Raw genomic sequence first — 24653 nt, 5'->3', positions numbered from 1 at the left:
CGGGCGGGAGCGGACGCGGAGCCTGGTTCGGCGGCGTGGATGGGCGGTTCAGGCCGGAGGCAATGGGGCGGCGCGGGAAACACCGACGGGGTCCCTCACCGGGCTCCGCGACGGGGCTCAACCCCTCGGCCGCATCGAGGCCTCCCCTTCATGTCGTGCGGAGGGTCTGTTCGGTCCAGATGGTTTTGCCGTTGTCGCTGTAGCGCACGCCCCAGTCGTCGGCGAGCTCGCCGACGATGAACAGACCGCGGCCGCCCTCGTCGGTGGGACCGGCGTGGCGTAGGTGTGGAGCGGCGACGCCGGCGTCGCGGAGTTCGCAGGCAAGTGTGCGGTCGTTGATGAGGCGCAGCTCAAGGGGTGGTTTTCCGTAGCGGACCGCGTTGGTCACCAGCTCGCTGACGATGAGTTCGGTGTGGAAGGCCGTCTCCTCGTCCACGTTCCAAGCGGTGAGTTGTCGGCGTACATGGTGTCGGGCGGTCGCGGCGGCCTTGGGTGCCGCGTGGAGCTGCCAGGTGGCGACGCTTTCGGCGGGGAAGGCGCGCGTACGGGCGAAGAGGACAGCGGCGGGAGCCGCCCGGCTCTCGGCAGGCAGGGCGTAGAGGACGTCGTCGCGCAGGTCCGCGAGCGAGCGGTCGGCATGCGCCGTGAGGAGATCGGCACTGGGGGATCGGCCGACCACTTCCAGGGCCGGGACCGGATGGGTGGAGAGGATCACGAGGCTGTCGTCGGGGACCTCGAAACGGGAGGCGGCGAAGGGCGTCCGATCCGGCATGCCCAACGGCGAGCCCGAAGAGAGCTCCTGTGACCAGGCACTGCCGTCCGGCAGGACCAGGGTGAGGGCCGGGGAGCCGGCGCCCGCGACGGTGAGGGTCCTGTTCAGCGGATCGTGGACGGCATAGGCGCACGCGGCTGCGAGTACCTGGTCGTGCAGCGGGTCGGTGGGCGGCAGGCCGGCGCGCTCGGCTGCCAGGAAGGCGACGGTGCCCTGCAACCGGGCCAGGAGTTCGTCGGGCTGCAGGTCGAAGGTGGACAGGGAGCGGATGACGGTACGCAGTTGTCCCATGAGGGTGGCGGTGTGGAGGCCGCTGCCGGCGACAGTGCCCACGACCAGCGCGGTTCGGGCCCCCGACAGAGCGATGGTGTCGTACCACTGGCCGACGCCTCCGGCCGGTACGAGAAGGTGCTCCGTCTCCAGCGCGGTGCGTGAGAGCGGGCGGCGGGGCAGCAGGTGGCGTTGGACGGTCGCGGCGATGGTGTGTTCTCGGCTGTAGCGCCGGGCGTTGTCGACACACAGGGCGGTGTGGTCGGCCAGCTGGAGCACGAGGTCGGCATCGGACTCGTCGTACGGAACCGGCTGCCGTGTGCGGTACAGGCTGATCAACCCCAGCACGGCGCCCCTGACGGCCAGCGGGGCCGTGATGAGCGTGTGCGCCCCCGACTCGCGGATCGCCTCCTTGCGGTTCGGGTCGGCGGCCAGCCATGGCAGGTCGCCGTCCAGTGCCACCACCCGGGGCCGCAGGTCCGACAGCGCCTGGGTGTAGGGCGTGGGGAAGGGAAGGCTGCGTACGTCGCCCAAGGGGTGAGCCTGCGGCTTCTCACCTCCCGTGTCGACGTTGCTGCGGAACGCGGCGCGGCGCAGGGGCACGTCCGGGGCGAGGGGGGACGGGTGCGGCTCCTCTCCCCGCACCACGGCATCCACTACTTCGACGACCGCGATATCGGCGTAGGACGGTACGAGGGTGTCCACCAGTTCCTGACAGGTGACCATCACGTCGAGGGACCGTCCCACCTGCTCACGTACGGCGTTCAGGACCGCCGCGCGTGCCCGCCCCCTCTCCCGCTCGCTGACGTCCACCACGATCAGTGCGACGCCCAGGACCTCTCCGGATGGTGCCTGAAGGCGAAAGACGGACACCTCGTGGAACTGCCCCCGCGAGGCCTCGGCCTGACGGTGCACCTGTACGACGTGCCCCACCACGGAGCGGCCGCTGTCCAGCACCCCGCGGACGAGCGACGCGACGGCGGGCCCGTCCACGAGAAGCGGGAGACAGACCTCTTCGAAAGGGCGTCCGACGACGTCCTCCATCCGCACGCCCCGCATGCGCGGCGTGGCGGCGTTGACCCGCACGACGCGCAGCTCGGCATCCAACAGGTGCAGACCCACGGGTGACCGGCCGAACAAGGCGTCCAGCAGGGCAGCCTCCGGATCCCCTACAGACCTGGTCGAGTCACCCCGGCCCATCGCCACCACCTTCCGTCGTCCCGACTCCCGCCGCCGGTGGCACCGTCCCGGGCACGCGACCACTCCTGCTCGTCCCCAGATGTAGACCAACCCGTCAGAGCGAGCCCGCGCGCCACGCCGAGGGGTCGTCGTCCCGCTGGACGTTCCCAACCCGCTGTGCAGGCCCGCCCGGCATTCCCGCTGCGGGGCCGTTCGGCGGCGCCGGCCGGGGTCCTGCGGGGGTTCATCCCGCTTTCCGGGTGCATGGAACGGCCTGCCGGGGAAGGTGCGCCGGGGACCTGTACTCCCGAGAAGGGACGGACACCATGGCGCGACCGAGGATCGTGGTCGTCGGCGCGGGCTTCGCCGGCGTCGCCTGCGTACGCCGCCTGGAGCGGACGCTGTCACCCGGGGAGGCGGAGATCCTGCTGGTCACTCCGTTCTCCTACCAGCTCTACCTGCCCCTGCTCCCGCAGGTGGCCTCCGGGGTGCTCACCCCGCAGTCCGTGGCGGTGTCAGCCGCCGCCACCGGACCCGGATCGTGCCCGGCGGAGCCGTGGGCGTCGACACCCGGGCCAAGGTCTGCGTCGTCCGGAAGATCACCGGCGAACTGGTGGACCAGCCCTACGACTACCTGGTGCTCGCGCCGGGGAGCGTGACCCGCACCTTCGACATCCCGGGCCTGGCGGAGCACGGCCGCGGTATGAAGACGCTCGCCGAGGCGGCCTACCTGCGCGACCACGTGATCGCCCAGCTCGACCTGGCCGACGCCGCCGCGCCGGGATCACCGGAACGGGCCTCACGACTCGGTTTCGTCGTCGTGGGCGGCGGCTACGCCGGCACCGAGACGGCCGCCTCCCTGGAGCGGCTCACCACACACGCCGTCAGCCGCTACCCCCGGCTGGACCGGCGGGAGATCACCTGGCACCTCGTGGACGTGGCCCCCAAGCTGATGCCCGAACTCGGCGACCGGCTGGGCCTGGCAGCCCTCGACGTGCTGCGCCGCCGCGGCATCCAGGTCTCGCTCGGTGTATCCGTCGCCAAGGCGGGCCCCGAGGAGCTCACCCTCACCGACGGCCGCGTGCTGCCCTGCCGGACCCTCATCTGGACCGCCGGCGTCGCCGCGAGCCCCCTCGTCGCCACGCTGGGCGCAGAGACGGCCAGGAGCGGCCGGCTCGTCGTCGCTCCGGACCTGCGGGTGCCGACCGCGGACGGCACGTTCGCACTCGGTGACGCGGCCGCCGTACCCGACCTCGCCGGCGGCGGGGACGGCGCGGTGTGCCCGCCCACCGCGCAGCACGCCGAGCGCCAGGGCAGGGTCGCCGCCGACAACGTCGTCGCCACCCTGCGGGGCACGCCCCTGCGCCCGTACGTCCACAAGGACCTCGGGCTGGTCGTGGACCTCGGCGGCCGCGACGGCGTCTCCCGGCCGCTCGGCATCGGCCTGCGCGGGATGCCCGCCCAGGCCGTGGCCCGCGGCTACCACTGGGCGGCGCTGCGCACCGGCGCCGCGAAGACCCGGGTGATGACGAACTGGCTCCTGAACGCCGTGGCCGGCGACGACTTCGTCCGGACCGGCTTCCAGACGCACAAGCCGGGGACGCTGCGCGACTTCGAGTACACGGACCACTACCTCACCCCGGAGGAGGTACGGGCCCGCACGGCTGCCGGCGGGGGCTGAACGGCCGGGGCAGCGCGGATGCGCTCCGCCATCCGCCACCCCGCCACCCCGCCACCCCGCCGTTGGTCTCAGTCGGCGCGTCCGAGTGCGGTCAGCACGCGGTCCGGTGTCAGGGGGAGTTCACGCAGACGGTGTCCTGTGGCGTGGCAGAACGCGTTCCCGATCGCGGCCGCCGTGCCGACGATGCCGATCTCGCCGATCCCCTTGCTGCCCATGGGGTTGAGGTGCTTGTCGTGTTCGTCGATCCAGTGGACCTCGATGCCGGGTACGTCGGCGTGCGCCGGGACGTGGTAGGCGGCCAGGTCGCTCTCGGTGAAGTCGCCGAACTCCGCGTCCATCGTGCTGTGTTCGGTCAGCGCCATGCCGAGTCCCATGACCATGGCGCCCTTGAACTGCGACCGCGCGGTGAGCGCGTTGAGGATGCGGCCGGCGGCGAAGACGCCCAGCATGCGCCGTACGCGGACCTCCCCGGTGACCGTGTCGACCCGTACCTCGGCGAAGTGCGCGCCGAAGGCGTGCCGGGAGTAGGGGGACTTCTGCTTGGCGGACTGCGTGGTGTCGGCGGAGGCGGACAGTCCCCCGGTCGGCAGCGGCCCGTGGTGGCGCTCCAGTCGTGCGGTGAGGGCGGTGCAGGCGTCGTGGACGGCCCACCCCCAGGAGCCGGTGCCCGAGGAGCCTCCGGCGAGCGAGGCCGCGGGCAGGCCGGTGTGTCCGATGGCGACGGCCACGGAGTCGAGCGGAACCCGCAGGGCATCGGCTGCCACCTGGGCCAGGACGGTACGGGCTCCCGTGCCGATGTCGGTGGCGTTGATCTCGACGAGGTAGCTGCCGTCGGGGCGGGCGTGCGCCCGGGCGGTGGAGGGCGCGATGAGGACGGGGTAGGTGGCGGCGGCCACGCCGCTTCCGATGAGATACGGGCCCTGGCGGCGCGGTTCGCGGCAGTCTGCCCAGCCGAACCTTTCGGCGCCCTCGCGCAGGCACTCGACGAGGTGACGGCTGCTGAAGGGGAGGCCGCTGTCCGGTTCGGTGCGGGGTTCGTTGCGTACGCGCAGCTCGATCGGGTCGATGCCGAGGGTGTCGGCGAGTTCGTCCATCGCCGATTCCAGGGCGTACATGCCCGGTGCCTCGCCGGGGGCGCGCATCCAGGACGGGGTGGGTACGTCGAGGGCGACGACCCGGTGCGTGGTGCGGATGTCGGGCACGGCGTACATGACGCGGGCCGGCACCGCCGCCTGTTCGACGAACTCGCGGACGCGGGAGGTGTGGGTGGTGACCTCGTGGGTGAGGGCGGTCAGGGTGCCGTCGGTCCGGGCGCCGAGCCGGATGCGGTGCAGGGTTGGCGCCCGGTGGCCGACGGTGGCGGGCAGGTGGGCGCGCGGGAGGGCCAGTTTGACGGGCCTGCCGTAGTGGCGCGAGGCCATCGCCGCCAGGACCACGTGCGGGCGCGGGGTGCCCTTGGAGCCGAATCCGCCGCCGACGTGCTCGGAGACGACGGTGACCTCCTCCTCGGTCAGCTTGAGGAGTGCGGCCAGCGCGGTGCGGACGGGGCCGGCGCCCTGGCTGGAGTCGTGCACGGTGAGGTGGTGGCGTTCCTCGTCCCAGTCGGCGAGGGCGGAGTGCGGTTCCATGGGGTGGTTGTGCAGGGGCGCCACCGCGTACCCGCAGTCGATCTGTACGGGGGCGGCGGCGAGCGCCGCGTCCGGGTCTCCTTGCTCACGGTGTGCGGGGTGGCCGCCGTTGGCCACTTCGGGGGTGTAGGCGCGCTGGTGGTCGACGCTGAGGGTGACGTCGTGGGGCTCGGTCTCGTAGCTGACGTGTACCGCGGCGGCTGCGGCCCGCGCCCCCTCCAGGGTGTCGGCTACGGCCAGGGCCACGTACCAGCCGCGGTGGGGCACGCTCAGGTCCTGGAGGAGGCGCAGGGTGGGGTCGTCGGCCGCGCCGAGGCGGGGTGCGTCGTGGGGCGTCAGCACGCCGACCACACCGGGCACGGCGGTGGCGGCCGCGGTGTCGACGGAGGTGACCCGGCCGCGGGCGATCGTGGCGGGCACGGGCCAGGCGTAGGCGCAGCCGGGGGGTGTGTGCTCGACGGCGTACCGGGCAGCTCCGGTGACCTTCTCGCGTCCCTCGCTGCGCCGGGCCGGGCTGCCGAGGGCGGAGGGGCTGTCGGGCGTGGTGGGCATCGCGGGTCCCCATTCTGTTCGGGGCGGTCAGGGCTGGGGGCGGGCGGGAGGAGCGCCGGAGGCGGAGCGGATCAGCGTCGTGAGGGCGTCGCGCGCGAGGTTGTGGGCGAGGTCGACCTTGTAGGCGTTGCCGGGCAGGGGCCGGGCCGCGGCCAGCTCCGCGTCGACGGCTTCCCGTACGGCCTCGTCGGTGGGGGCGATGCCGGTGAGCAGTTCCTCGGCGGTGGTGGCGCGCCAGGGCCGGTGGGCGAGGCCGCCGAAGGCGAGGGCGACGTGGCGTACGCGGCCGTCGTCGAGTTCGAGCACGGCGGCCACCGAGGCGAGGGCGAAGGCGTACGAGGCGCGGTCGCGGGCCTTGCGGTAGAGGGAGACGGCTCCGGGCGCGGGCGGGGGCAGGAGCACGGCGGTGACGATCTCGCCCGGGCGCAGGACGGTGTCCTGTTCGGGGTGCTCGCCGGGAAGCCGGTGGAAGTCGGCCGCCGCCACCTGGCGGGTGCCGTGCTCGCCGTCGTAGAGCTCGATCTCGGCGTCCAGGGCGGTGAGGGCCACTGCCATGTCCGAGGGGTGGGTGGCGATGCAGTACGGGGAGTGGCCGAGGACGGCGTGGTCGCGGTGGACTCCGTCGCGGGCCGCGCAGCCGGTACCGGGTTCCCGCTTGTTGCAGGGCTTGGACACGTCCTGGAAGTACGGGCAGCGAGTGCGCTGGAGCAGATTCCCGCCGGTGGTGGCGACGTTGCGCAGCTGTCCGGACGCGCCGGCGAGGAGGGCCTGCGACAGGGCGGGGTAGCGGGTCCGGACCAGGGGGTGCACGGCCAGATCGGTGTTGGACACACCGGCTCCGACCCGGAGTGCTCCCGTGGGCAGCTCCTCGATGTCGTGGAGGGGCAGCCGGGTGAGGTCGATCAGGGTGTCGGGGGTCTCCACGCCGTGCTTCATCAGGTCGACCAGGTTGGTGCCGCCGCCGAGGTAGCGGGCGCCGGGGTGGCCGGCGTAGGCGGCTGTCGCTTCCTGGAGGCTGGTGGCCCGTACGTAGGCGAAGGGCTTCACGCGATCACGTCCGGAGTGTGGGGCGGAGGCGGGGACGGGGTCCGGTCAGGGGCCTCGACGGCAGCGCAGGCCGCCACGGCGTCGGCGATCCCGTTGTAGGCGCCGCAGCGGCAGAGGTTGCCGCTGAGCCGCTCCCGGATTTCCTCGGCGCTCAGGACGGCCGGGCGGGCGGTGTCGGCCGCGGTGGCCTCGTCGGTCACGTGGGAGGGGTGTCCGGCGGCGGCTTCCCGCAGTACCGCGACGGCGGAGCAGAGCTGGCCGGGAGTGCAGTAGCCGCACTGGAAGGCGTCGTGGTCGAGGAAGGCCTGCTGGAGGGGGGACAGCGTGCCGTCGGGGGCGGCGAGCCCCTCCACGGTGATGATCTCGGATTCGTCCAGGGTCACGGCCAGCAGCAGGCAGCTGTTGGCGCGCCGGCCGTCGACGAGGACGGTGCACGCCCCGCACTGCCCGTGGTCGCAGCCCTTCTTGGAGCCGGTCAGGTCCAGCAGCTCCCGCAGGGCATCGAGGAGGGTGACGCGGTGGTCCAGGTCGAGGACGTGGGTCCGGCCGTTGACGCGGAGCGCGACGCGCGAGCGGACGGGGCCGGCGGCGGCCGGTGGGTCGGCCAGCCGCTGTTGCAGGGGATTGCGTGCACGTGCGGCCACAACGGCCCTCCATGTCCGATGGCGGAAGGTATGCCCTGGCATCTTCCCCGGCCCGGCGGTGCCATACGTCCCCGACGCGGCCGCCTGGGGGCGGCCCGTCGGTGTCCGTGAGGCTGTGGGTCAGCCGGTCGGCCCAGTGGGCATCGCGCTGCCCGGCCCGGTTCCGGCGCTCCGGGACCGTCGTGCCGACGGGGCCCGAGCAGAGGCACGCGGACGACGCCGTGTACGTGGACTTCCGGGGCGCGTACGTCGCGTGCACAGGGCTGGTGAGGGAGGCATGGGAGGTCAGGGGCGGCGAGGTGTGACCAGGCCGCCCGGTTCACCTGCTCGACCGGCGGTCGTAGCGTCACGTGGGCCTGCCTCACGGTGAACCCAGCCGCACGCGACCCGGGGGCGAGCCAAGAGGCCCGCCCCCGGGGGTGGTCCGTGCGTGCGGCGCCGTCGCTCAGCCTGAGGAGGTGCGCGCCGGCTCGGGCGTGCCCTTGGCCGCGGTGGGACGGGCCAGGGCGCTGGGCCACCAGGCGCGCGGGCCGATGTCGATGACGAGGGCGGGGACGAGCAGGGAGCGTACGACGAGGGTGTCCAGCAGGACACCGAAGGCGACGATGAAGGCGATCTGGACGAGGAAGGCCAGCGGGATGACCATCAGGGCGGCGAAGGTCGCGGCGAGGACGACGCCCGCGGAGGTGATGACCCCGCCGGTGGTGGTCAGTCCGCGCAGCACTCCCTGGCGGGTGCCGTGGGCGAGGGCCTCCTCCCGCACGCGGGACATCAGGAAGATGTTGTAGTCGACGCCGAGTGCGACCAGGAAGACGAATCCGTAGAGGGGGACGGAGGCGTCGGTGCCGCTGAAGCCGAGCAGGTGCTCGAAGACGAGGGTGGAAACGCCCAGGGTGGCGGCGAAGTTGAGGGCCACGGTGGCCACCAGGAGCACCGGGACGAGCAGGGAGCGCAGGAGCAGGATGAGCACGAGCATGATGATGGCGAGGACGACCGGCACGATGACGGTGCGGTCGCGGGCGGCGGTCGCCTGCGTGTCGTACTGCTGGGCGGTGTAGCCGCCGACCAGGGCGTCGGCTCCGTCGACGGCGTGCAGGCGTTGGCGCAGCCGCTGGACGGTCTCCTTGGCGGCGTCGCTGTCCGCGGCTGCCTCCAGCGTCGCGTCGATCCTCACCCGGCCGTCCACCACCAGTGGGGTGCCGGGGCCGGGCCGCCCGGTGGTGGTGACCGGGGCGGCGGAGGCGACGCCGTCGGTGTCCTGGGCTGCCGCGATGACCTGGGCGGCCTTGTCGGCGGTGGCGATGATCACCGTCGGGTTGCCGGAGCCGCCCGGGAAGTGCCGGCCCAGGGTCTGCTGGGCGCTGACGGACGGTGCGTCGTTGACGAAGATCTCGTCCAGCGGAACACCCTTGGCAGACAGGCCGGGTGCGAACGCCGCCAGCGCCAGGAGGACGAGCGTGGTGGATGCCCACACACGGCGCGGAGCCCGGTCGACGAGGGCGGCCACCCGGCGCCACACGCCGTGGCCGCCGCCTTCGGTTTTCGCGGGGCCTGGGGCGGCGGGCCAGTAGGCGGCGCGGCCGGTGAGGACCAGGACGGCGGGCAGGAAGGTGAGGGTGGCCAGCACCGCGCAGACGATGCCGATCGCTCCGACCGGGCCCAGCGCACGGTTGTTGGTGAGGTCGCTGGCGAGCAGGGCCAGCAGGCCCAGGGCGACGGTGGCGGCGCTGGCCGTGATCGCGCCGGCCGAGCGCCGCACCGCGGTCCACGCCGCCCGCGTACGGTCTCCTTCGCGGGCGGTGAGTTCCTCCTTGAAGCGGGCGGCCAGGAGCAGCGCGTAGTCGGTGGCCGCGCCGATGACCAGGATCGACAGGATGCCCTGGACCTGGCCGTCGACCCGGACGGTGCCCCTCGCGGCCAGCCAGTACACCACCGCGCAGGCCAGGCCGAGGGCGAACACGGCGCTGAGGATGATCACCAGGGGGAGCAGGACGCTGCGGTAGACCAGCAGCAGGATCAGCAGGACCGCTCCGAGGGCCACCCCGAGCAGCAGACCGTCGATCCCCGCGAACGCGTCCGCCAGGTCGGCCTGGCTCGCGGCCGGACCTGCGATCTGGGTGCTGGTGTCGGGCACCTGTCGTGCCGCCGCGCGGATGTCTTCCAGCACGGTGGGCAGCTCCTCGCCGAGGTCCGGCGCGAGCGGGACCACGGCCTGCAGGGCGCCGCCGTCGGCGGAGACCACGGCCGCGGAGGGTGTCCCGGCGATCCCCGGCCGGCCGGCGAGGGACCCGACGGCCTGGGTGGCGGTCTGCTGCTGGGAGTCGCTCACCCGGCCGCCGGCAGCGGTCCACACCACGATGGCAGGCACCGTCTCGGACCGCTCGAAGGCCTTACGGGCCTGCAGCACCTGGGTGGATTCGGCGCTGCGCGGCAGGAACGCCGCCTGGTCGTTGGTCGCGACCTCGCCCAGCTTGCCCGCGTACGGGCCGAGCGTCCCTCCGATCGCCAGCCACACGACCACCAGCACGAGGGGAATCGTCCAGCGTACCCAGCGCGATGCTCTCACCATGTCCGTCCTCAGAACACACCGACTATGTCAGCGATAAAGTATCTCAATCATTGAGAGATCTTATGCTGAGGGTATGCGCAGCGCCGACGAACCCTCCCAGACCCTTCCGCCCCAGGACCCGATCGGGTTGCAGTCCTTCGCCGTCCTGCTGCGTCACATGAACGGGGAGTTCAACCGCATCACCCAGGAGTTCGCCCAGGCGCAGGGCCTGCACCTGACCGACGTACAGGCTCTGATCGCCATCCTCGACGCCGACCAGGACGACACCGAACCGGGCCCGATGACCCCTGGCCGGCTGCGAAAGCGGATGAACCTCACCTCCGGCGCCGTCACCGCCTGCCTGGACCGGCTCGAAAAAGCCGGCCATATCCACCGGGTCCGCGCCGAGGACGACCGCCGGGTGGTCCACCTCCACTACGCCCGGGCCGGCCGGACCGCGGCCCGTGACTACTTCCGCCCCCTCGCCGAGGCCACCGACACCGCACGTCGTCAGTTCAGCGCCGACGAACTCGCCACCGTCGTACGCTTCCTCGCGGAGATGAACCGCCGCCTCGACCTGGTGCGCCGCTGAAGCGCGACCGTGTCGTAGCCGGACCAGGCGTCACCGCCGACGACGGTGTCGCCCTGCCCGGCAAGCCGGTGACCACTGAGCGCCACCTGCATGCCGACGGTGTCGACGCTGCCGTCGTCCCGGACGAACTGCGCGTCCAGAGGGGAGACGTCGACGCCTCCGAAGAGCCTCCGGTGCGCCTCGGACGCGAGGCCAACCGGCTGCGCGCGGCGCGGTTCCGCACCCGGCCGTGGCCCGACCGGCATGCACCGGTCGACCCTCACGGCGGTCGGTGAGACCGCTGCAGCCCGGAGCCCGGCCGGGGCCTGGTCACCTCGGCCGGGCAGCCGTACGCGGGCATCCCCGGTTCACCGCCGCCGGCGCAGCCGCTCCAGTAGGCGACCGGTTCGCGCCCGGTTGCGGGGGTCGCCGGCGGCTCGACGGGCGGCGGCAACGGCCCGCTGCCCCTGCGGACTGCGCGCGAACTGCCTGATACGGGTCAACAGCGCTGACATGGCTCCTCCTTGAGGTTTTCTGTCACCGCTCGTGCCCCGCTCCGCGGGAGTCATGCCAGAGCGTGGCCACTACGCTCCACAGCCCGTGCAGCGGTCCCCGCTCCCCCGCGCTCGGGGCCAGGGCCTCGACCACGGGGGCACGTGGTGGGGTTCTCCCCACCACCGCGGTGCCGCTGCCTGGTCTGTTCATCGTCCCGGTGCCCCGATGGGCGGATCGATCTTGACTCAGCAGGCTGGACACATCCGAAATCCCCCATGGAATGGAGTGTTCTGTGTCCCCTGTGCAATCGGTACGGGCCCGCGCGGGTCGTGCCGCCGTCGTCACTGTTCTCGCCGCCGCGGTGTGCGGCACGCTGACGGGCGGCAGCGCCGGAGCGATCGTCAACGGCGGTGATGCCACCGAGCGGTACCCCTTCATGGCGATGATCCCGGAGTCGGCCCCGGCGGCCGGGGTGCACGACGGCAACTGCGGGGCATCGCTGATCGATCCGCAGTGGGTGCTGACGGCTGCCCACTGCGTGTGGGGTGACCAGCTCGTGCTCGACGGTGTCGTCCGTGTCGGCAGCGACCACCGGAAGTCCGGCGGGACCGTCCGGGCCATCGACCGGATCGTCGTCCACCCCGGCTACGTCAACGGCGCCGGCACAGGCGCCAACAAGGACGACATCGCCCTGGTCCGCCTCGACCGCCCCGTCGCCCAGCAGCCGATCCGCCTCGCGCAGCGGGCCGGTCAGCCGGGGACCCCGACCCGGATCCTGGGGTTCGGCACCACCTCCGACACGGAGTTGAGGTTCGCGGACCGTCTGCAGGAGCTGGCGGTCCGCAGGGGTTCCGACGCCGAGTGCGCCCCCGGCTACGCCGACCGGACCCGGCTGTGCACCATCGGCCGCGTCCCTGACGCCATGGCCTGCTTCGGCGACTCCGGAGGTCCGCAGCTGCAGAGGGGCATGCACGGGCGGTGGGAACTGCTCGGAGTCACCTCGGGGCCCGGCGCCCCCGGCGTCGCGTGCTCCAAGGGGCCGGGCCTCTACAGCAGTGTTCCCGCCTACGCCGGCTGGATCCGGGAGACCATCAGGCGCGACGCCTGAGGGTCGACGAGGTTACGCCTGCGCAAGGGATCGCAGGGGACGTGCGGGGTCTGCCGGCCGACGCCCTCCGGCGGTGCCCCGGCAACGGCCCCACCGCCCGCGCCGCGGCCGGGGTGATGTCCCGGCGCTCCCGGTTGCCGGCCTCCCGGCCTCCCCGGCCTCCCGGACCGATCGGTGCTCGCTTCGCCGCCGCCCGGGGCGGCGGCGGGGGCGCATGGGGCGAGTTCGCGGTCGGCGCCGCCGCGGGCCGACCCGGCAGTGCCGGCAGTGCCGGCAGTGATGGGTCGCAGGCCCCGTCAGGCCCGCGCGTACGGGCCTTCCGTCGCCATCGTGTTCTGCATCGCCGTCAGCCTGCGGACGAAGAGGACGGCGAGCACGCCCGCGATCATGGTGGCCAGGTCCGCGACGATTCCGAGCTTCCCCACCCCGAGCAGCTCGTCCACGGTCTCGGCCTCCATGTAGAGCCGGCTGAAGACGCGGCCCACGATCGCCGCGAGGACCCAGACGACCCACCAGGACGTCAGCAGCGCGGCGGGCGCCGTGCGGTCGGAGCCGTCGGGGCCGCGCTGGGTGCTGGCCCGCCAGGTCTGCCGGGCGATCCGGTAGGGCAGGAACAGGTGCGCCACGGGGATGAACCAGGCGCCGATGGCCCAGCCGCGGCCCAGGGTGAAGGCATCGGGGCGGAAGATGCCGCCGTTGCCGCGGACACGGTGGAACCAGACGATGAAGACGACGACGGTGGGCAGCATCGTGAGCATCTGAAGCAGTCCGGCGATGACGGTGAGCGCGGGTGACAGACCGAGTTCGAGGTCGTCGAAGTGGGTCTCCCCCGTGAACCCTCCCATCCACGACTGCTCGTACGCACCGGCGCCGGCGGAGAACAGGTACACGGCGGAGGTGGCGCCGAGCAGCCAGGTCAGGGCCGTCGCAAGGCCGTTCGGGGAGCGCAACTCGCCCTGGGGCACCGGCGGAGCCGCGTGGACAGGCCCGCCCGGGTAGGGGTGGTGCTGCTGAGGGGCCTGGTACGGGGCCGGGCCGGGCTGCGGGAACGGCTGCGGAGGCGGCGGTGAGCCGGGCGGGCTGAAGGACACGACGGTGGACCCCCCACGGGAACGGATGGCATGCGGACCGGCCTCAGCCCGACGGGCGGGGGCCCCGGAGAACATATGCCGGTCGCATGCCCGGAGTCCAGACAGTTTCTGCTGGTCAGAGCGTAGGCGCATGGGCAAGGTGGCCCGGCGGTGTTCGTGGAACGCCGCGCGCTCGGGCAGGCATGCGCATCGGCGCGCACCGCCTCTGGGGGGCGCCTGCGGCCATTGTCGTGAGTGGGCACAGCGCTTCAGCGGCGCAGGGGGGCCGTCCCGTCGGGGGTCGGGCTGGGGGTGCCCAGGGGCTCGGGGGCGCCGTTCGGGGCGGGGAGCGGTTGCAGCCAGCCGCGGATGGCGGCCTGGACGCCGGCCTGGAAGCGGGTGTCGGCATCCAGTTCCTCCAGCATGCGGGTGATCCGGCGGCGGGCGGTGTGTACGTGTACGCCGAGCCGGCGGGCGATGGTCTCGTCCTTCAGGCCGGAGGCGAGCAGCCCGAGGAGTACCCGCTGGTCCGCGGTGAGGGGGCTGCCAGGGCTGCCGACGGGGGTGGCGCGTGCCCACAGGGATTCGAACAGCGGTAGAGCGGCGCGGTGCACCAGGGAGTCGCCGAAGACCAGGGCCGCTCCGTCGGCTCCCTCGGCGTCGGAGGGTTGTGGGGGCAGCAGGCAGATGCGCCGGTCCACGAGGACCAGGCCCGTGGGCAGGCGCTGTCCGATCCGGGCGTGGAGGCCGAGTCGGGTGAGGGCGACCAGCGCCCCGGCCCGTTCGGGGAAGTCGGTGCCGCGCCGGTCGGTGACGGTCCGTACGGTCACACCACGGGCCAGGAGACGGCGGATACGGCCCGCGCCCGCCTCCCCCACCTCCCTCGCCTCCCCGGCTGCCCCTGCCTCCCCCGTCTCCTCCCCCGTCTCCGCCGTCTCCTCGGCATCCCCGACGTCACCGCACCGAGGCGCCGTCAGCGCGCCGCGGTCGAGTACGAGCACCTCCGTCTCGGCGGAGTCGAGCATGCTGTCGAGGCGGGCTCCGACGGCTTCGGCGCCGGTGACGATCTCGATGCCGGGCGGGGGTCCGACGGGTAAGGCAGGCGGCGGCAGCTCGTGGGCCAGTCTGTCGGCGTAGGTGCGCAGGGACTTCAACTCCGCCGATTCCCGGTGCAGGAGGGCCTGCCGGCGCTGGATGAGTACGCGCAGTACGGCGGCCGGGTCGGAGGCCGTCATGGCGGACGGCGGATCGGAGGCCGGGGCGGAGCCCGGGTGGATCACCGCCCTGCTGTCGTCCTGTGTGCGGGCCGGAGTCCGGTCGTGCGAGTCGGTTTCGATCATGCCGGGGATTTTGACCGCCTTCACAGGGCCCCCACAACCGTGCATGTCCACTTCTGAGGGGGCCGGGGCTCTGGTCGCGAGCCGCCCACGGCGCTTGCATGGCGGCGACTGACAGCAACGCATCAGGCACTCATGGTTGAGGAGACCCCTTGCCCAAGTTCAGCGCAGGTTCGTCGGCTCCGACCCCGACCGCCCGACGGATATGGCGGAAAGAGCTCCGATCCGCCGGAGGAATCGCGGTTCTACTGGCCGTCGCGATGACCTTGCAGGCGTCGCCGGCGTGGGCCGCCGACCCCGGCCCCTCGAACGTCATCCCCGGCCAGGACACCGCGACCCCGGTGCTCGTCGAGGGCATACGGGAGTCCGTGGACGCCAAGGCCGCTCCGGCCGACGCGGCACGCGGACACCTCGCGGCGAACAAGAGCCGCTACAAGATCCCGCGGGCGGGCAGCGACCTCGTCCCCCTGTCGGCGACGGCCACCGGGTCCAAGGACGAGACGGTCCGGCTGCAGCAGAGGCACCGCGGAGTCGACGTCCTGGGCGGCCAGTACGTGGTGCGCATGCAGAAGCAGGACGGCAAACGCGTCGTCACCGGCACCTCGGGGCACTACTTCACAACCCTGAGCACCGACGTCACCCCCCAGGTCGCCGAGGACGTCGCGGTCCGCCGCGCGGTGGCCGCCACGGCCCGCCGACTGGGAGCCACCCTCGACAAGAGCCGGGCGCCCCGGTCGGAGGCGGGTGATCCGGCAGCCACCGGCATGACCGGCGAGGCCAAGGGGCTCGTCGTCCTGCCCAAGGGGGCCGGCGTACTCGCCTACCGCGTCACCGTACGCGGCACCGCGCCCGGCACCGGCGCGCCGGTCGTGGACGAGGTGTACGTGGACGCCCGGTCGGGCTACCCGGCGCTCCAGTACAGCGCGCTGAAGACGCTGGCGGCTCCTGCGGCCGCCGCGCGGACGGCCGGTGGGGCCGCGGAAGGCGCGACGGCGGACGGGCCGCCGGCCGCTCCCGCGAACCTGGTGCCGGAGACCGGGGCCGGCACCCGGCTGGGCGGCGCCGCGGCCTCGCTGGACATCGCCTACGATCCGGCGGCCGGGAACTACCTCCTGGCGGACGCGGGCCGGATGCGCGCCACGTCCAAGAACCTGCTGTCCACGTGGGACGCCCGGGGCAAGTCGGTGTCGGAGACATCGGGCCGGTGGCCCTCCGGCATCACGATGTTCTCCTCCCCGAACACCACCTTCGGCGGGGCGGCGACGGATTCGGGAGCCGTGGACGCCCACTGGAACGCGGGCCAGGTCTACGACTTCTACAAGAAGAACTTCGGGCGCGACAGCCTCGACGGGGCCGGCGGAGCCGTCAACTCCCTCGTCGGCGTGACCTATTACGGCCTTCCCTACGCCAACGCGTTCTGGGACGGCACCAAGATGGTCTACGGCAACGGCGACGCGGAGTACAAGCCGATGTCGGCCGACACGGACGTCGTCGGCCACGAGATGACCCACGGGGTCATCGAGCACACGGCGAACCTGGTCTACGCCGGCCAGTCCGGCGCCCTGAACGAGGCCCTGGCCGACTACTTCGGCAACGCCATCGACGTCACCGCGAGCGGCACGCCGATGAGCGATCCGGCCGCCGGCCTGATCGGCGAGGACCTGTGCCGCACGAAGGCCGCCGCCGACTGCGCGCTGCGCGACCTCAACGACGGGGCCACCACCTCGAAGAGCTTCCTGGGCGTGTCGTTCGCCACCGACAACGGCGGCGTGCACCTGAACTCCACGATCTTCTCCGGGGCGCTGTGGGACATGCGCGAGGACCTGGGCGGGGAACTCGCCGACAAGATCGTGTACAAGGCCGTCACCGAGTACATGACGCCGATCGACGGGTTCACCGAGGCCCGGGGCGCGGTGCTCGCAGCGGCCAAGGCGCTGGGCGCGTCCTCCGCCCAGCAGAACACCGTCAAGCGGTCCTTCAACGCCCACGGCATCGTCCCGGGCTGGGAGCAGGCCCTCGGCGTCGACAGCGACACCCTCTTCGGGACGCTGAACACCACCGACTCCGGGGTCGGTGCGGGCGGCGGCTGGTGGACGGCCTCGAAGTCCAACGACGACGGCTCCGAGCCCTATTCGGTCTACGCCGGCCGGCTGGACGGCAAGGGCGCGCCGAAGGTGGTCAGCCCCAACGACGGCCGCTACCACACCGCCCCGGCGACGGACGGCAAGACCGTGGTGTGGACGGCGTACGGTCCGAAGTCGGTCGACGTGCTCTCCCGCCCCGTGGCCGGCGGCCCGGTCAAGACGCTCTACACCTCGACGACCGGCGTCGCGGGCCTGCGGGTGCAGAAGAACACGGTCGTGTTCGAGGAGTACGACATCCTCGGCGGCCGGCACGTCGGCTACATGCGGCCCTCCGACAAGGCGCCCGTCTTCACCGACGGGAAGAAGTGGACCACCCTGACCGCTCTGCCCTCCATCAGCGACAACAAGATCGCCTACGCGAAGCTGTACCCGCAGGACGGTTCCTACCGGCTGGGCGTGGAGGTCGTCGACCTGGCCACCGGCAAGGCGGTCATGACCGAGCAGCTCGACGAGCCGGTGAGCCTGGGCCAGACCGGTATCAACGGCAAGAACGTGTTCTGGCTGGCGGACAGCGACGAGAGTGACGGCGGCCTGACGTCGGTCGTCAGCTCCGGCCTGGACGGCCGCGGCGCCTTCCTCGTCAGCAGCGAGCACAAGCCGGGCGCTTTCATGGCCTCCGACCTGACGGTCTCGCAGGACGCGCTGACCCTGGTCGCCCGGACGCCCGACACGCGCTACCGCAACGACTCTCTGCCCAAGCTGTGGCAGCTGACGACCGACGGCTCGCGCCGCGAGCGGGTCTCCTGCAACCGCGGTGAGCAGAACTACCCGGCGGCCGGTGCGGGCCGTCAGGTGGCCTGGCTGGACGCGACCACCGGCTCGACCGACCTGGTGGTCCGGGAACGCCCCGCCGGCACCTGCTGATCCACACCGCCGAGAGAGGGGGCCGACGGCTGTGCCGTCGGCCCCGTCCGCGTGCCGGGACGGTTGCCACCGAGTCGGTCACCGGACCGCGGAGAGTGCCTCAGGCCGGCTTGCGCCACACGGAGACGTGCTTCTCGGAGTCCTGGGTGAACTGCGCTCCGTCCCAGTCCGCGACGCGCCGTTCCAGTTCGAGCCCCGCGATCCGTGCCATCAGGTCGAGTTCCGCCGGCCACGCGTACCGGTGCCGGGACTGGTCGCGGCGGTAGGGGCCGTCGTCGCCGTCGCGGGTGAGGTGGTGCGAGACGAGGACCTGCCCGACCAGGTCGAAGGTGTCGAAGCCGAGATGCCTCTCGGAGATGTCGAAGGGCACGGCGACCTGCCCGGGCGGCAGGCGGCGAAGGGGCGGCACGCCGAGCTCGATGACGAACCGGCCGCCGGGTGCCAGGTGACGGGCGGCGTTGCGGAAGCACTCGACCTGCTCGTCCTGCGTGAGAAGGTTCGTGATCGTGTTGTAGACGAGGTAAACCAGGGTGAACATGCCAGGGACGACGGTCGTGGCCATGTCGCCGATCGTGACAGGCAGCACGTCCTCGTCGATCTTGCGCCGCAGGACCGCTGCCATGGGCTCGGACAGTTCGATTCCCACGACGGGCACGCCGCGTTCCCGGAGCGGGACGCCGACTCGTCCGGTTCCGACGGCGAACTCCAGCGCCCGGCCGTCGCCTGCGAGTTCGGCGAGGAAGTCGAGGGTCGGGCCGAGAACGGCGGCCGAGGACATCTCGCGCTCCTCGGCGTCATAGCGGTCGGCGGTCGCGGCGGTCCACAGCTCACTGCTCGTCACGGGCGACCACTCTGCCGGGCGCGCCGGGGGCCGTCCACTGGTTTACGCCCGGAGCCACGCCGCGTCAGCGGACTCCGCTCGGTCCTTGACGGCGATGGAACGGGCGGGTTCCGTGGGCGCAGCCGGCTGGCACAGGCGTGTCGTTGCGAGGTGGACCCTGAAGGCGCAGGGGACGTTCCCGTCGGGCGTCGTCATGTCCGCGACCTCGGCGAAGAACGCGTTGCGCAGCCGCTCCACAGTCGGGCGATCGAGCGGGCCGAGATCATAAAGGCCGGAAACAGCGGCCCATACCTGCTCCACGGGTCCGCTCAGATCGATGGGAACGCTCTCCCAGTCGACCGCTGCGAAGCCTGCGGGGCCGAGGACTTCGTCGAGCCCCTCACGGCTCCGTGTCCTCCTGTCCCCCATCGCCGGGATCCGCTGTGAGGCCGGCGCCTCTTCGATCGTGCGCCGCAACAGCGTGAGGAACCTTTCATAGGCCTCACCGCCTACGGCCCCGCCCCCCACCGCGCATGCCAGCACCCCGCCGGGAGACAGTACGCGGGCGACCTCGGCTGCGACGTGCTCGATCTCGCTCATCAGCATCAGCGCCATGTGGGAGACGCAGGCGTCGAAGCTGCCGTCGGCGAACGGAAGCTCCTGGGCACGCCCCTGTGCCAACGCGGCTTCGGAAAGGGCCGGTCGGCGTCGTGCCAGCGCCAGGGAGTGCGCGGACAGGTCCACTCCCGCCAGCTGTCTACCGGGGCTGCTCGCCAGCACATCGAGCAGAACGCCGTCGCCGCAGCCGAGGTCGAGTACGCGCGGACTTCCAGCCACCCGGTCGCACAGGACCTCATAGCTGGACCGGCCGTCCGGAGCACGGCCGCGGCCGAACGCCTCCGCGGTCACTGCCGGGTACTCGGCGTGGAACGCCTGCAGGAACGCCTCGTGCGGTGAGGTGGTCGTCATCCCTCCAACCTACGCCGTCGGCCTTCCTGCCGGCCGTCCCCGGTCCGGAACATCCTCTGGGCAGGAGGGGGACCGCGGCTGCGCCCGGAGTGCAGTGCCGGTGCTCCGGGCGCAGGCGGCGGGTCAGGCGGTGGCCGGTGTCGTGGCAGTGACCATCTCTGCCAGGACGGTGCGCCGGTCCTCGCCCGGCCGGGGGCGCAGGGGCCGGGCCAGGCGTGTGCTGTCGTAGTGCCAGCGGTGGTCCAGGTCCTGCGGTACCGCGTCGGTTTCGCGGAGGTCCGCCCGGGTGCCGAGCAGGTCCGTGAGGTCGTGGGCGAGGTCGTGCCAGGAGACGTGGCCGCTGCACGCGTTGGCGACGCCGTGCACGGGCCGGTCCAGACAGTCGGCCACCGCGCGGGCCAGGGCGGCCGCGTGCACCCAGGCGGCTCCGAACCAGGCGTGTCCGCCGGTGCCCGGGCGGGGCAGTTCGATAGGCCGGCCCTGTTCGGCGGCCTGGTAGAGGGTGCCGAGCGCGCCCCAGCGCAGCTGTTCGCGCAGCCGGTCGTGGGCGCCCCAGACGATCGGTGACCGTACGGCGCTGGCGCCGCCGCGTCCTTCGGTCCCTGCCGCGCGCAGCAGCATGGCCTCGCAGTCGAGCTTGGCCTGTCCGTACGGGCTGACGGGCTGGTGGGACGCCGACTCCTCGGCGACGCGGGCCGCCACGGGATGCCCGTAGGCGTCGACGCTGCTGACGAAGACGAACGGTCCGCGCCGCCACGCGTCGACCATCGTCTCCATCGCCGCCAGGTCCACGTCGTGCCGGGTGAAGGTGCAGGCGGCGTGGACGACCGCGTCCGCCTGCGCGACGGCTTCCCGCAGCCCGGCCAGGTCGGTGAGGTCGCCCTCGAACACGTCGACGCCGTCGGTGGCGATCAGGTGGGCGGACTCGGGTCGGGCCAGCGCCAGCACGGGACGTCCCTGGGCGGCGAGTTCACGCACCACGAACGCGCCGACACCGCCTGTCGCGCCGGTGACCAGCACCGTGCCCGGGCGGATCTCCCGGGAGCGGGGAGCCGGCCGGCTCGCGGCTTTCGCGGCGCTCTGCCGTGCCGCCCGTTCGTCGAGGAGCGCGGTCAGTGCCCGCGGCGTGCGGGCCTGGAGTACGTCGAGGCCCGTGAGCGGCAGTCCGAGGTCCGTACGCAGCCGCTCGGCGAGCTGTACGGCCTTCAGGGAGTGGCCGCCGAGCGCGAAGAAGTCCTCGTCCGGCGACGGGCGGAGGCCGAGCACGGCGGCGAAGGCCTCCGTGACCGCCTGGGCGCGGGGGCCGGACGGTGCGTTCGGCGTGGACGGCCGCCCGGGCAGCCGGGCGTGGTCCGCCGCCCCGGCGGCCGTGCGCGGCAGCGTGTCGAGCAGGGTGACCGCGGCGGGCAGGGCCTCGGGGGCGAGCGTTCGCCGGAGCAGACCGAGGAGTTCGTGGCCGGACGGGCCGACGCTGTCGTGGAGGACGGCGTAGGCCACGGCCGGCCCCTGCTCGGACTCGACCACCGTGGCGTCGGCGACCATCGGGTGGGCGCACAGGGCCTGCGCGGCCGGGTGGCGGTCACGGGCCGGGAATGCCTCTTCCGGGGAGCTGTAGTGGGGGAAGGGCCGTGAGTCCAGGGTGAGTTCCGGGTCGGCCGCCACGGCGTCGAGCAGGGCCGCGTAGTCCCGTAGGGCCGCCTCCGCCGCGGTGTCGTCCAGGGCGTGCGCGTCGTACTGGACGAGGGCCCGGGGCCGTGCGGGATCGCCCAGGTCCAAGCCGTAGGAGAGGTTGAACTTCGCACCGTCGGAGGGGAGGTCGACGTACTCGGCCGAGGTACCCGGCAGCCGCAGCACCGTCGGTTCGCCGAGGACGTCGGAGGTGACACGGACCAGCGCGGTGCCGTCGGCGCCTCGTGCCCCGGCGCCGAGGCGTTCGAGGACCAGGTCGAAGGGGATGTGGCGGTGCTGCTGGGCTTCGAGGAGCGCGTCGCTCACGCGGCGCAGCAGCTGGGTGAAGGACGGGGCGCCGGAGAGGTCCACCCGTACGGGCAGGGTGTTGACGCAGAGGCCGACCAGGCCGCGCATGGCGGTTCCGCTGCGGTGGGTACCCGCCACGCCGATGACGAGGTCGTCGTCGCCGGTGAGGCGGTGCAGTGCGGCGAAGGCCGCGGTCAGCGACACCGCGAAGAGCGTGGCCTGCCGCTGTGCGCCCAGCGTCCGCAGGGCGTCGGGCACGGTGGATGCGAGGGGCACGGTGCGTACGGCCGCAGTACGTACGGCGGTGGGCGGCGCGGGCGCCGCCGGCTGGGGCAGGCGCGGTGGGGCGGCGTCGGCCAGCAGCTCGCTCCAGCGCTCCAGTTCCTCCTCGAAGCCGGGCAGGCTGTCGTGCTCGCGGCGGGCGTGGTCGGTGTACTGCGGCGCTGCGGCGAGGGTGCGTGGGGGCGTTCCGCCGGTGGCCGCCGTGTAGAGGTCGGCGAGTTCGGCGGCCACGGTCTCCAACGAGGTCCCGTCCACCGCGATGTGGTGGAACGTCAGCAGCACGGTGTGGTCCTGCGGTCCGTGGCGCAGGACCAGCGCCCGTACGGCGTCGCCGGCCGCGAGGTCGAACGGCCGGGCCGTCTCGCGCCGCAGCAGCTCCGGGGCCTGCGTCTCGTCGGTGTCGACGACGTGTACGGGGACCGTCCGCGGGGTCGGAAGCACCTCCTGGCAGGGCTCGCCCCCGTGCTCGGTGTAGCGGGTGCGAAGGATCGCGTGCCGGGCCACCAGGGAGGTGAGGGCGGTGGCGAACGCGGCCACCTCGAAGGGGCCGCGCACCCGGGTGGCGAACGGTACGTGGTACGAGTCGCCCGTGCCGCCGAGCCGCTCCATCAACCACATGCGGCGCTGCGCGCGGGAGAGGGGGGCGCATCCGGACCGCGGCGGCGCGCTCTCGGACTGCGCGGCGCACTCGGGCTGCGGTGTGCGGCCTTCCCGGCCGGTGCCCGCGCCGGTGGCGGGTTCGGCCGTGGTCGTGCCCCGGGCGGTACCGGCGCGGGCCCGGCGTAGCAGTTCCCGCTGGAGTTGCTGTCGGCGGTCGCGGGTCGCGGAGTCGGCGTCAGTGGACATCGCTGTCCTCCGGGGTGTCGGGGTGGAGGTCCGCGTGGGCGGCCAGGAGGGTGCTTTCGACCAGCGCGGCCTGTGCGGCGACGGTCGGCGCGGCGAAGAAGTCGGCGAGGGAGATCTCCACTCCGAGTTCCTCGCGCAGGTCCTCGGTGACGACGAGGGCGAGGAGGGAGTGGCCTCCGATGAGGAGGAACTCTGCATCGGCGTGTGTCACTTCGGTGCCCAGGGCCCGGCTCCACACCTCGGCGACGGCCTGTTCCAGCGGTGTCATCCGCGCCGCCGGCTCGTCGGTGGGCCGGCTTTCGGCGGCTTGTGCGTGTGCGATGAGCGCGCGCCGGTCGACCTTGCCGGCCGGGGTGAGGGGAAGCCGCTCCAGCACGGTGACCGCGTCGGGTACGAGGTGGGCGGGCAGGACCGCGGTGAGGCGTTCGCGCAGCGCAGTGCCGGGAGGTACGGGGCCGGGCGCGGCGACGACGAACGCGACGAGGCGCGCTTCGGGGGTGCCGGCGCCGTCGACGGTGACGGCGGCGTCGTCCACGTCCGGCTGCTGGCGCAGGGCGTGCTCGACCTCGGCGGGTTCTATGCGGAAGCCGCGGACCTTCACCTGGTCGTCGTTGCGGCCGTGGAACCGGAGGATGCCGTCGGGGCGGAGGGAGACGATGTCGCCCGTGCGGTAGAGCCGTCGGCCGGCGGCGGCGGGATGTTCGACGAACCGCTCGGCGGTCAGTGCGGGCAGGCCCGTGTACCCGTGGGCGAGCCTGCTGCCGCCGATCCACAGCTCGCCGCGGTCTCCGTCGGCCACCGGGTGGCCGTCGGCGTCCAGGACGTGCGCCGTGGCCCCGCAGATGGGCCTGCCGATCGGTATCGGTCCTGCGCAGTCCCGTTCGGTGACCCGGTGGGCGGTGGCGAAGGTGGTCGTCTCGGTCGGCCCGTAGCCGTTGACGAGTTCGAGCCAGGGGAAGGCGGTGAGCACCTCGCGGGCCTGTGCGGCGGCCATCGCCTCGCCGCCCACGACGACCGAGCGGAGCTGGGCGAAGACGCGGGAGCGGCGCGCGGCGAGCTGGTGGAAGAGGGCCGTGGTGAAGAACGCCACCGTCACGCCGTGCCGCTCGACGTGCCGGGCGAGGTCCTCCAGGGTGGGCCGCTGTTCGGTGCAGACGACGACGGCGGCGCCGTTGGCGAGCGCGGCCCAGACCTCGAAGGTCGAGGCGTCGAAGGTCATGGGCGAGTGGAACAGGACGCGGTCACGGCCGGTGAGGGTGACGTAGTCGGGCGCCGTGACCAGCTCGGCGATGGCACGGTGCGGCACCAGGACGCCCTTGGGGCGGCCTGTCGAGCCGGAGGTGAACATGATGAACGCGGGGCTGTCCGGGTCGGACTCGTCGACCGGCCGGCCGCTCGTGAGCGGCTCCTCGGGCAGAGCGAGGACGGGTCCGCGGAGTGCGGCCGCTTCCAGCAGTTTCGCGTCGCCGACGGTGAGCGTCACGTCCGCGTCGGCGATCATCGCGTCGGTGCGCGGCCGGGGCTGGGAGGGATCGAGCGGTACGCACACGGCTCCGGCCAGCCACAGGCCGAGCTGGGCCACGACCGTTCGGGACGACCGTGCCGTCAGCAGCGCCACCCGGTCGCCTCGGGTCACGTCGTGCTCGCGCAGGCGCGCCGCGAGGGCGTGGCCGGCCTGGAGCAGGCGGCCGTAGGTGAGGGTGGTGTCGCCGTCCACGACGGCGAGGGCGTCGGGGGTGAGTGCGGCATGCCGCGCGACGAGTGCGGGCAGGGCGGTGCCGTTCCCGGCGTCGGCGGACTGCGGATCGGCGGACTGCGGATCGGCGGGCTTCGGGATGGTGATGGTCAT

The 24653-nt window shown here is 73.1% G+C and carries 16 protein-coding genes and 1 pseudogene; 5 read left to right on the top strand and 12 right to left on the bottom strand.

The window, feature by feature from the left end:
- Nucleotides 1-148: 148 nt before the first annotated feature.
- Nucleotides 149-2242 carry a SpoIIE family protein phosphatase gene (locus ACFWFZ_RS03380; protein WP_387115837.1) on the bottom strand — a complete coding sequence of 698 codons (2094 nt, stop codon included), beginning with the start codon at nucleotides 2240-2242 and terminating at the stop codon, nucleotides 149-151.
- Between the two features lie 305 nt (nucleotides 2243-2547).
- Between ACFWFZ_RS03380 and ACFWFZ_RS03375 the strand changes: the two are divergent.
- Nucleotides 2548-3902: pseudogene (locus ACFWFZ_RS03375) on the top strand (NAD(P)/FAD-dependent oxidoreductase).
- 68 nt (nucleotides 3903-3970) lie between these two features.
- Here the strand turns inward: ACFWFZ_RS03375 and ACFWFZ_RS03370 are convergent.
- The 4 genes from ACFWFZ_RS03370 to ACFWFZ_RS03355 form a co-directional block, all read right to left on the bottom strand.
- A complete protein-coding gene (locus ACFWFZ_RS03370) occupies nucleotides 3971-6082 on the bottom strand; it encodes a xanthine dehydrogenase family protein molybdopterin-binding subunit (RefSeq protein WP_387115834.1) in 2112 nt (703 codons plus the stop codon).
- A gap of 27 nt (nucleotides 6083-6109) precedes the next feature.
- Nucleotides 6110-7129: an FAD binding domain-containing protein gene (locus ACFWFZ_RS03365; protein WP_387115832.1), complete on the bottom strand. Its 1020-nt coding sequence runs from the start codon at nucleotides 7127-7129 to the stop codon at nucleotides 6110-6112.
- Nucleotides 7126-7749, bottom strand: coding sequence for a 2Fe-2S iron-sulfur cluster-binding protein (locus ACFWFZ_RS03360; RefSeq protein ID WP_387116315.1), 624 nt, complete (start codon nucleotides 7747-7749; stop codon nucleotides 7126-7128). The genes ACFWFZ_RS03365 and ACFWFZ_RS03360 overlap by 4 nt, the downstream gene beginning before the upstream one ends.
- A 469-nt stretch (nucleotides 7750-8218) precedes the next feature.
- Nucleotides 8219-10342 (bottom strand): MMPL family transporter, encoded by a 2124-nt coding sequence (locus ACFWFZ_RS03355; protein WP_387115829.1) that lies wholly within the window; start codon nucleotides 10340-10342, stop codon nucleotides 8219-8221.
- A gap of 73 nt (nucleotides 10343-10415) precedes the next feature.
- Here ACFWFZ_RS03355 and ACFWFZ_RS03350 point away from each other — a divergent pair, with 73 nt between their 5' ends.
- Both ACFWFZ_RS03350 and ACFWFZ_RS03345 read left to right on the top strand, forming a co-directional pair.
- A complete protein-coding gene (locus tag ACFWFZ_RS03350; protein WP_387115826.1) occupies nucleotides 10416-10913 on the top strand; it encodes a MarR family winged helix-turn-helix transcriptional regulator in 498 nt (165 codons plus the stop codon).
- A 68-nt stretch (nucleotides 10914-10981) separates the two neighbouring features.
- The gene (locus ACFWFZ_RS03345; RefSeq protein ID WP_387115824.1) at nucleotides 10982-11188 is read left to right on the top strand and encodes a hypothetical protein; all 207 of its coding nucleotides are present in this window, start codon (nucleotides 10982-10984) and stop codon (nucleotides 11186-11188) included.
- A gap of 72 nt (nucleotides 11189-11260) precedes the next feature.
- On the opposite strand, the gene ACFWFZ_RS03340 is transcribed toward ACFWFZ_RS03345, so the two are convergent.
- On the bottom strand, nucleotides 11261-11407 hold the full coding sequence (locus tag ACFWFZ_RS03340; protein WP_387115821.1) for a hypothetical protein: 147 nt from the start codon (nucleotides 11405-11407) through the stop codon (nucleotides 11261-11263).
- Nucleotides 11408-11667: 260 nt separating this feature from the next.
- Between ACFWFZ_RS03340 and ACFWFZ_RS03335 the strand changes: the two genes are divergently transcribed.
- Nucleotides 11668-12495 carry a S1 family peptidase gene (locus ACFWFZ_RS03335; RefSeq protein ID WP_387115818.1) on the top strand — a complete coding sequence of 276 codons (828 nt, stop codon included), beginning with the start codon at nucleotides 11668-11670 and terminating at the stop codon, nucleotides 12493-12495.
- Between the two features lie 296 nt (nucleotides 12496-12791).
- Here ACFWFZ_RS03335 and ACFWFZ_RS03330 read toward each other — a convergent pair whose 3' ends face one another.
- The gene (locus tag ACFWFZ_RS03330; RefSeq protein ID WP_387115816.1) at nucleotides 12792-13586 is read right to left on the bottom strand and encodes a DUF4328 domain-containing protein; all 795 of its coding nucleotides are present in this window, start codon (nucleotides 13584-13586) and stop codon (nucleotides 12792-12794) included.
- Between the two features lie 248 nt (nucleotides 13587-13834).
- A complete protein-coding gene (locus ACFWFZ_RS03325; RefSeq protein ID WP_387115812.1) occupies nucleotides 13835-14905 on the bottom strand; it encodes a hypothetical protein in 1071 nt (356 codons plus the stop codon).
- 257 nt (nucleotides 14906-15162) lie between these two features.
- On the opposite strand from ACFWFZ_RS03325, the gene ACFWFZ_RS03320 reads away from it, so the two are divergent.
- Entirely contained in the window at nucleotides 15163-17910 is a 2748-nt protein-coding gene (locus ACFWFZ_RS03320) for a M4 family metallopeptidase (RefSeq protein WP_387115808.1), read from the top strand.
- 100 nt (nucleotides 17911-18010) lie between these two features.
- Here ACFWFZ_RS03320 and ACFWFZ_RS03315 read toward each other — a convergent pair whose 3' ends face one another.
- The 4 genes from ACFWFZ_RS03315 to ACFWFZ_RS03300 all read right to left on the bottom strand — a co-directional run bounded on the left by ACFWFZ_RS03315 (nucleotide 18011) and on the right by ACFWFZ_RS03300 (nucleotide 24653).
- Nucleotides 18011-18751: a class I SAM-dependent DNA methyltransferase gene (locus tag ACFWFZ_RS03315; RefSeq protein WP_387115805.1), complete on the bottom strand. Its 741-nt coding sequence runs from the start codon at nucleotides 18749-18751 to the stop codon at nucleotides 18011-18013.
- Between the two features lie 42 nt (nucleotides 18752-18793).
- Nucleotides 18794-19699, bottom strand: a complete 906-nt coding sequence (locus tag ACFWFZ_RS03310) for a class I SAM-dependent methyltransferase (RefSeq protein WP_387115802.1) — start codon at nucleotides 19697-19699, stop codon at nucleotides 18794-18796.
- A gap of 123 nt (nucleotides 19700-19822) precedes the next feature.
- The gene (locus ACFWFZ_RS03305) at nucleotides 19823-22804 is read right to left on the bottom strand and encodes a condensation domain-containing protein (RefSeq protein ID WP_387115799.1); all 2982 of its coding nucleotides are present in this window, start codon (nucleotides 22802-22804) and stop codon (nucleotides 19823-19825) included.
- On the bottom strand, nucleotides 22794-24653 hold the full coding sequence (locus ACFWFZ_RS03300; protein ID WP_387115796.1) for a non-ribosomal peptide synthetase: 1860 nt from the start codon (nucleotides 24651-24653) through the stop codon (nucleotides 22794-22796). Before ACFWFZ_RS03300 ends, ACFWFZ_RS03305 begins: the two co-directional genes overlap by 11 nt.

It is taken from the genome of Streptomyces sp. NPDC060232, assembly GCF_042726555.1.
GTDB lineage: Bacteria > Actinomycetota > Actinomycetes > Streptomycetales > Streptomycetaceae > Streptomyces.
The sequence above is the reverse complement of the archived record's forward strand: the minus strand, read 5'-3'. Positions and strand labels throughout refer to the sequence as shown.